The sequence below is a fragment of the Microcystis wesenbergii FACHB-1317 genome (assembly GCF_014696875.1).
GTDB classification, from domain to species: domain Bacteria; phylum Cyanobacteriota; class Cyanobacteriia; order Cyanobacteriales; family Microcystaceae; genus Microcystis; species Microcystis wesenbergii_A.
This window is the reverse complement of the sequence record NZ_JACJQV010000219.1, coordinates 1-6,857: the sequence shown is the minus strand read 5'-3', so window position 1 is coordinate 6,857 and position 6,857 is coordinate 1. Positions and strand designations below refer to the sequence as shown.

General features: G+C 41.3%; 9 protein-coding genes. 3 read left to right on the top strand and 6 right to left on the bottom strand.

Features of this window, described 5'->3' with window-relative positions:
- Window positions 1-410 precede the first annotated feature (410 nt).
- From H6F92_RS23155 to H6F92_RS23145, 3 genes are all read right to left on the bottom strand, one after another.
- The gene (locus H6F92_RS23155; RefSeq protein WP_190359657.1) at window positions 411-1,151 is read right to left on the bottom strand and encodes a peptidylprolyl isomerase; all 741 of its coding nucleotides are present in this window, start codon (window positions 1,149-1,151) and stop codon (window positions 411-413) included.
- A gap of 28 nt (window positions 1,152-1,179) precedes the next feature.
- A complete protein-coding gene (locus H6F92_RS23150; RefSeq protein ID WP_190359656.1) occupies window positions 1,180-1,746 on the bottom strand; it encodes a photosystem I assembly protein Ycf4 in 567 nt (188 codons plus the stop codon).
- 130 nt (window positions 1,747-1,876) lie between these two features.
- Entirely contained in the window at window positions 1,877-2,671 is a 795-nt protein-coding gene (locus tag H6F92_RS23145; RefSeq protein ID WP_190359655.1) for an MlaE family lipid ABC transporter permease subunit, read from the bottom strand.
- Between the two features lie 249 nt (window positions 2,672-2,920).
- Between H6F92_RS23145 and H6F92_RS23140 the strand changes: the two genes are divergently transcribed.
- Window positions 2,921-4,105 (top strand): class I SAM-dependent rRNA methyltransferase, encoded by a 1,185-nt coding sequence (locus tag H6F92_RS23140; RefSeq protein WP_190359654.1) that lies wholly within the window; start codon window positions 2,921-2,923, stop codon window positions 4,103-4,105.
- Here the strand turns inward: H6F92_RS23140 and H6F92_RS23135 are convergent.
- Both H6F92_RS23135 and H6F92_RS23130 read right to left on the bottom strand, forming a co-directional pair.
- A complete protein-coding gene (locus H6F92_RS23135) occupies window positions 4,072-4,482 on the bottom strand; it encodes a VOC family protein (protein ID WP_190359653.1) in 411 nt (136 codons plus the stop codon). The two genes, H6F92_RS23140 and H6F92_RS23135, sit on opposite strands and share 34 nt — an antisense overlap.
- A 163-nt stretch (window positions 4,483-4,645) precedes the next feature.
- Window positions 4,646-5,353, bottom strand: a complete 708-nt coding sequence (locus H6F92_RS23130; RefSeq protein ID WP_190359652.1) for a hypothetical protein — start codon at window positions 5,351-5,353, stop codon at window positions 4,646-4,648.
- Window positions 5,354-5,744: 391 nt separating this feature from the next.
- Here H6F92_RS23130 and H6F92_RS23125 point away from each other — a divergent pair, with 391 nt between their 5' ends.
- Together H6F92_RS23125 and H6F92_RS23120 are read left to right on the top strand one after the other, a co-directional pair.
- The gene (locus H6F92_RS23125) at window positions 5,745-6,095 is read left to right on the top strand and encodes a DUF6883 domain-containing protein (RefSeq protein WP_190359651.1); all 351 of its coding nucleotides are present in this window, start codon (window positions 5,745-5,747) and stop codon (window positions 6,093-6,095) included.
- Complete coding sequence (locus tag H6F92_RS23120) at window positions 6,092-6,421, top strand: DUF4926 domain-containing protein (protein ID WP_190359650.1); 330 nt, start codon at window positions 6,092-6,094, stop codon at window positions 6,419-6,421. Before H6F92_RS23125 ends, H6F92_RS23120 begins: the two co-directional genes overlap by 4 nt.
- A 25-nt stretch (window positions 6,422-6,446) precedes the next feature.
- Here H6F92_RS23120 and H6F92_RS23115 read toward each other — a convergent pair whose 3' ends face one another.
- Window positions 6,447-6,689: a type I restriction-modification enzyme R subunit C-terminal domain-containing protein gene (locus H6F92_RS23115; protein WP_242030246.1), complete on the bottom strand. Its 243-nt coding sequence runs from the start codon at window positions 6,687-6,689 to the stop codon at window positions 6,447-6,449.
- Between the last annotated feature and the right edge of the window lie 168 nt (window positions 6,690-6,857).

Here is a 6,857-nt window from a genome sequence, read left to right as displayed (position 1 = left end):
TCAGTTATCAGTTATCAGTTATCAGTTATCAGTTATCAGTTATCAGTTATCAGTTATCAGTTATCAGTTATCAGTTATCAGTTATCAGTTATCAGTTATCAGTTATCAGTTATCAGGCTCTTCTGGTTTCTGTGTGGAAACGAGGTCTATACTGATAGTTTCTTCGACAAAATAGTCCTAAAAGTGTTACCCGATAAGCATTTCACGATTCCATAAGCAAAAATTATCACACAAAGTCGAGAAGAGCCGTTATCAGTTATCAGTTATCAGTTATCAGTTATCAGTTATCAGTTATCAGTTATCAGTTATCAGTTATCAGTTATCAGTTATCAGTTATCGGAATATTAAATGATTGGGTGGGTGACGACGAAGATTAAATTATCGTTGCCTGGTCCCACCCAATCCGATCGCTATTTTTTCAGGTTTTCTGCACCGGAAACAACTTTGGCCGAGTCAATTTTATCCCCTTGTTTAATCGTATCGATCACTTCCATTCCCTCAGTTACATAACCAAAAACGGCATAATCACCATCGAGGAAATTGATATCCGACAGGGCAAAATAAAACTGAGAAGAAGCGGAATTAGGCTGTTGAGAACGGGCCATTGCGATCGCACCGCGTTTATGGGGTAAAGCGACGATGGGAGTGCGGGCCGTGGCCTGTTGACCGATTGCTTGCCCATAAATCGGCTCTTTTTCGTCTTTGAGGAGAATTTCCAGGGGAACATAACGGGATTGCTTGGTTTTCGGATCAACAAAACCACCGGTTCCGCGACCTTGGGGATCACCCCCTTGGGCGACAAAAGGCTGCGGTTCTGTAACCACGCGATGGAAAGTTAAACCATTATAAAAACCTCTCTCCACCAGATCCACAAAATTACCAGCAGTAATTGGGGCCGCATTGCCATCAATTTCGATCGTTACCGGTTTACCTTTGATGATCATCTCGACCACGGCAGTTCCATCTAAGCGGGGTTTGTAATTATCCGTGTTGACACTGCCCGAACTGGCAGATTTACGGTTTTCGTCGATGATAATAGAATTATCGGGGGTGGAGTTAGCTTCTGGGGAAGAACAGCCGAAAAGTGTGGTCGTTGTGATTAAAAAAACACAAACCACAGACAGCCAGCCAGATTTTCTTATCTTCATCATTTTATAGCCAAAAAGAGCGAAAAAAGGCCTACAATCCCTCTAGAGGAATTTCCAGAAAACGAGCGAGTTCCGCTCCTTGATTTTCCAATTCCGAGAGGGACATAGGATCACCGACGCGAGTTAAAGGGATATCGCGACGCTGTTTAATCCGTAGGAATAGTTCCCGTTTCGGGTTGAGTCCTTCTCGCACCTCGGCCCGCACAGCTTGCACATCTTCCAGGGGCCAATCGAGATCAATGCGACGATTTTTGCCGGGGTAGCCCCAACGAAAGATTTTAACTTTGCCGGTTTCCTTGTTAAACTCGTTGTAACCCCCTCCGACATTCCAGAGGAGAGATAACCAGAGATAGGTGGCTAAAAGGGTTCCCGCAGTACCATAAAAGAGGAGGGCGACTCCTTGGGGAATAAATTGTAAGGCACTGGTATCGCTAACGAGAAGTAGATTGACCTTCAAATAACTGGAAAGACCAGCGAGGAGAAACCCTAGACCGCCAATAGAGACGATTACAGCCCAAAAATAGTTACTAGGGCGACGGGAACCCACTACTTCTTGCCGTAGGATTAGGCTATCTTTACTTGTTGTTTGCGCTTTCATGAATTGTTTTTAAGGTTGCCTAGAGTCATTTTACCAGCTTTTTTCTCCCCACTCCCCCGCTCCCATTTCCCCAACGGCAGGGTTGGCGATTCTACCCCCCAACCCTAGTCCCACTTCTTGCTGTGACTGATTAACCGATCTCCACATTACCTGTACCTTGAAACATCAGCCAAGAGAGGAAAAAATTAGCCACAAAAATCGCTAATAAAGAAGTTACCACAGCCGTGGTAGTAGATTGACCAACTCCTTTAGCACCGCCGGTGGTGGTTAAACCCCAACTGCAGCCGATAATAGCAATTAAAATCCCAAAAATTAGGGACTTTAACATAGAACTAATTAAATCCCATGTTTCCAGAAAATTTTGGGCTGATTGTAAAAATAGGGAATAGGAAATACCGTAAAGACTATCGGAAATCAATAAACCACCCAGTAGCCCCGTGACTAAAGAGATAATAGTGAGCAGGGGTAACATTAAACTACAGGCAATCACCCGGGGAATGACCAAATAATCGATCGGATCGGTTTTTAAAATATATAAAGCGTCAATTTGTTCTGTTACTCGCATTGTACCAATTTCGGCGGCAAAAGCCGAGCCAACTCTCCCCGCCACCACCACCGCGGTTAAAACTGGGGCTAATTCTCTTGTTAAAGCCAAGGAAAGGACTCCCCCAACAAAACTACCCGCCCCAAAAAAAATAAATTCTCTGGCTACCTGAATAGTGAAAACCATACCCACAAAAGCAGCAGTAATTAGGGCAATTGTCAAGGATTCTGGGCCAACAATACTCATTTGTTCGAGAGTATTACGCCGGTGGATTTTGCCATTAAGAATATGTAAAAAAGTTTGTCCCGCTAATAAACTGGCAGCCCCCAAACGTTGGAACCATAAACTTAAACCACCGGCAGCATCACTTTTTCTTGGCATTTGTCGAGGGACTATCGCTAAAATTTAACTTATTATAGGCGAGAATTCCCTCTGATACTAAATCCGTTGAGTAACGCACAGAAAACGGGTTTCTCCGAGCAGAAAACGGGTTTCTCCGAGAAACCCGTTTTCTACTCATGTGCTTTGATGCCACTCGATCGAGGGATAACAAACCATGGTTTTGTGCTGCCAGCAGGGGATAATAGAATTATCTAGTAGCCGTCAGCTATCAACCCTGATTCTTTATCCATGCCAGATTTAGCGAAAATTATCCTGAGAAACCATAAAATTGATGCTGTTAAACGATTCCATCCTTGGATATTTTCCGGGGCGATTAAAGAGATGGAGGGGGAAGTCAAAGAGGGTGCTATCGTGGAGGTTTATAGCGATCGAGGCGAATATCTAGCCACTGGACTGTATAATCCTAGCAATATTGCCGTTAAAATTCTTTCTTTCCCAAAAGTCAGCGATATTGCTCAATTATTTCTCGAAAAATTCCAGAATGCCTATCAGCTGCGGCAACAAATCGGTTTAGTGGATAACCCGAAAACTAACTGTTATCGTTTAATTAACGCTGAAGGAGACGGTTTACCCAGTTTAATCGTCGATTGGTACAATGGCACGGCGGTTATTCAAGCTTATTCCCTAGCTTTATACCAACGTCTCGATCTGATTGTCGATTGTCTGAAAACTATCTACGCTGACAATTTACGGGCAGTTTACGATAAAAGTGCCGCAGTTTTGGCGAAAAGCGCCCATATCTCCGAAAATAAATACTTATTTGGTCAAAAAACCAGCGATGAGGTGTTAGAATCCGGCCATCGCTTTATTATTGATTGGGAAAAGGGACAAAAAACGGGATTTTTCCTCGATCAAAGAGAAAATAGAGCTTTATTAGCCCAATATTGCCATAATAAACGGGTTTTAAACACTTTTTCTTATTCTGGCGGCTTTTCCGTCTATGCTATGCAAGCGGGGGCTGCCCTAGTCGATTCCGTTGATAGTTCCCACGGTGCGATCGATCTTACCGAAAAAAATATCGCCCTGAATAATCTCAGCGAAGTTCCCCATCAATCCTACAGCACCGATGTTTTTAACTTTTTGCGCGACTGTGAGGAGGATTACGATCTGATTGTTCTCGATCCTCCCGCTTTTGCCAAAAGTATCCAATCCCGTCATCAGGCGGTTATGGCTTATAAAAGATTAAATCACCAAGCTTTCCAGAAAATTCGCCCCCAAGGTATTATTTTCACCTTTTCCTGTTCCCAAGTGGTTAATGAAGAACATTTTCAGGGGGCTGTCATGGCTGCCGCCATTGAATCGGCTCGCCCAGTGCGAATTTTAGCACGTTTAAGCCAACCGGCGGACCATCCCACCAGTATCTATCATTCGGAAGGTTCCTACCTGAAAGGATTGGTTTTAGCGGTGGATTGATGGAAAATTAAACGATTACCATCCGGATCATAGATGTAGATTTCCGGACCGTGGGAAGCTTGGCTAATTTCCCCCCTAGCACCATAGCCGATTTCGCTCCAATGCTCGATCGCTTTTTCGAGACTCTCCACCTCGAAACAAATGCTCATGCCACTGCCCCTAGAATCGCTAAATTCCTCTCTGTGGGACTCTTTAGGGCAAAAAAGACCTAATTTAAGGTTAATTAGCCTAAATTCCGCATAAACGGCGGCAAGGTAGGGGCTTGGTTCCTGCTGCAACAGTTGACGATAAAACTGCACCGAGCGATCGAAATTACTCGTGCCTAGGGCAATAAAAGCCTCTGTGTAATTGAATGGACTGTCGGGGGGGTTATTCATCGGGGTTGGCAAGCTTTTTCAGTGATCGGTAAACAGTAAACTGATAACTGAATAACTGATAACTGTTTACTGATTCAAGATTGATGCTGCTACCGTTGTGGTTGACAATCTTTTGGCTAAAGTTCCACCAATGAAAGTATCTTCGGGTGGACATTGCTACTATTTATTGAATTTTAACATTTAATTTATAGGTGGCATTGCCGCGAGTTCCCCCTACAATTATTTCATAATTTCCAGTAGCAGGTAATTTTAGACTAGATTGGGTAGCTTCTGTTTTCAATATTTCCCCATTCGGTGCAATCACATCAAATACGGCATTATTTTCTAATGATGTAATTTTCAGATCCATTCTCTGTCCTCGATTTGCTCTTAAGAGATAAATATTTCGACTCCCTCGCACAACCGATTGATTAACGGTGGCGCTATTAGTTCCTGGTGCAAACCGGATTTGAGACACTAAACAAGGTTGTTTTTGATAAACTTCTCGTCCCGTATTCAAAGAATCTGCGGTTAATGTCCAGATTTCTTGAGTTTTTTGGGTGTCTAACTCAATTTTTGTCGTGATATTTAAGTTTAACTGATTCCCCTTTCTTGTTCCTCGTAAGGTTTGAGTATAGGAAGTATAATAGGATTCTTGTTCATTATGAATTGTAGCTTCTACCCGACCGGTGACTTGATTTCCCTGAATATAAATCCTCGCGGTAGCATCCAGATCATCATTAGCGACCGAAAAACAATAACCTTGAATCGAAGAAGTGATAGACGCTTGGGCAATTTGTCGGGGGGGATGATTTGCTATCCCTGGTGTAACATTGACTAAACTTGCAAAAATGACTAGACATCCTAATAATTTCATCATCATCATGACCATTCCAAGTTTTCACTAATACTAAACTAATTATCGCCCCAGCCACCATATTTAGACTTTCCCGTTGACAAAAGACCATAACCTGTTTGTATCCGCTGCCCCCCTTACTGGTTACAAATCTTAATAAATTTAACGGCGAAATTACGTTTAGGAACTTTTTCTATATACATGACTACCATTTTAGACCAAATTTCTCCTACTCCTTCATTCATGGACAGGGTTTTTCGGCTATTATAGTAGATATGGATGCCACAGATAGGCGATATTTTACTATTTATTGTTGGCTACCTAATCAAATATTTGATATTCTAATTTAAGAGCAGATGAAAAATGGCAGCGATTGAATGACAAGGAAAGGAATTTTAAGCTTTAATAGCGGTAGTAGTGATTATAAATGAAATTAAAAGATATTGTCAACAAAGTCAAAATAGATTCTAGGAAATTAAATCAATATGCTCTTAATTTAGACAATCCAAAAGGATTAAATAAAGCCCTCATGTTTCAACGCCACTTAGGATATACTCAAGATAATTATGAGCCACTTCTAGTACAAATTGCCGACAAAGCTCTTGAAGCAAACGCTGTTTATCAAAGTACAGATCCCCATGGACAACGTTATCAAGTCGATCTAGAAATTACAGGAATTGAACCGGGACAAAAAGAAATAGTGAGGACTGGATGGATTGTTGAGCCTGATAGTGATACCGCTAGATTAGTAACTTTATATGTAAGAAAAAGACCATGATTAAACCCGAATTATTTGACCTTGTTGAATTATTAGTTGACTTGCCTGAATATAACTTAATAATGGGAGAACAAGGGACAATCGTTGAAGACTACAATGATGGTTGTTACGAAATTGAATTTAGTAATGATCGAGGGGAAACTATAGCCCTTTGTCCTCTGCCAATACAGCAATTTATTATCATCTGGAAAGCTAAGAGCAAAACGTGGTTATCTTTAACAGAAAAGCTAACAGCTTTAATTGATAAATTACCCAAGGAAAAACAAGAAAAAATTTTAGATTTCACTCGCTCTTTACTGGACTTTCCCGTTGACAAAAGACCATAACCTGTGCTGTATCTCCTATGGGGGATTAGGCCACCTCTGACCGGTAGAGATAAGCCTGAAAACTCATAAATAACCCGCTAATTTCTTGAATGTCTCCCAATTGGGAAATCGCTTCGTTAATGGTGTGATACTTAATCTCGATCAGTTTTGGCAATTTCTCCCGGTCAAGCTCGCCAACGCCAGAGCGAATATACTGATCAAGGATGAAGTCGAGAAACTCCCCTTGTTTTCGCGTGTATTTCGAGAAAATTAAATCAGCAATTCTCATTTTGAAAAAAATCAGATAAAATTCTCTTATTTAAATAGAGAACTTGTGTAGAAGTATTATTTTTTGACAGATAATTATCATCCAACGCTGGAGATAGATAGGTTTTAAGAACTCTGTCCATGAAAAATAGATTTCAACTCATAAATTCAGATGAAATTCCAACAAAAT

Coding starts and splice junctions, on each gene's coding strand:
- H6F92_RS23155 (WP_190359657.1), bottom strand. CDS start 1,151: ATGATGAAGATAAGAAAATCTGGCTGGCTGTCTGTGGTTTGTGTTTTT.
- H6F92_RS23150 (WP_190359656.1), bottom strand. CDS start 1,746: ATGAAAGCGCAAACAACAAGTAAAGATAGCCTAATCCTACGGCAAGAA.
- H6F92_RS23145 (WP_190359655.1), bottom strand. CDS start 2,671: ATGCCAAGAAAAAGTGATGCTGCCGGTGGTTTAAGTTTATGGTTCCAA.
- H6F92_RS23140 (WP_190359654.1), top strand. CDS start 2,921: ATGCCAGATTTAGCGAAAATTATCCTGAGAAACCATAAAATTGATGCT.
- H6F92_RS23135 (WP_190359653.1), bottom strand. CDS start 4,482: ATGAATAACCCCCCCGACAGTCCATTCAATTACACAGAGGCTTTTATT.
- H6F92_RS23130 (WP_190359652.1), bottom strand. CDS start 5,353: ATGGTCATGATGATGATGAAATTATTAGGATGTCTAGTCATTTTTGCA.
- H6F92_RS23125 (WP_190359651.1), top strand. CDS start 5,745: ATGAAATTAAAAGATATTGTCAACAAAGTCAAAATAGATTCTAGGAAA.
- H6F92_RS23120 (WP_190359650.1), top strand. CDS start 6,092: ATGATTAAACCCGAATTATTTGACCTTGTTGAATTATTAGTTGACTTG.
- H6F92_RS23115 (WP_242030246.1), bottom strand. CDS start 6,689: ATGAGAATTGCTGATTTAATTTTCTCGAAATACACGCGAAAACAAGGG.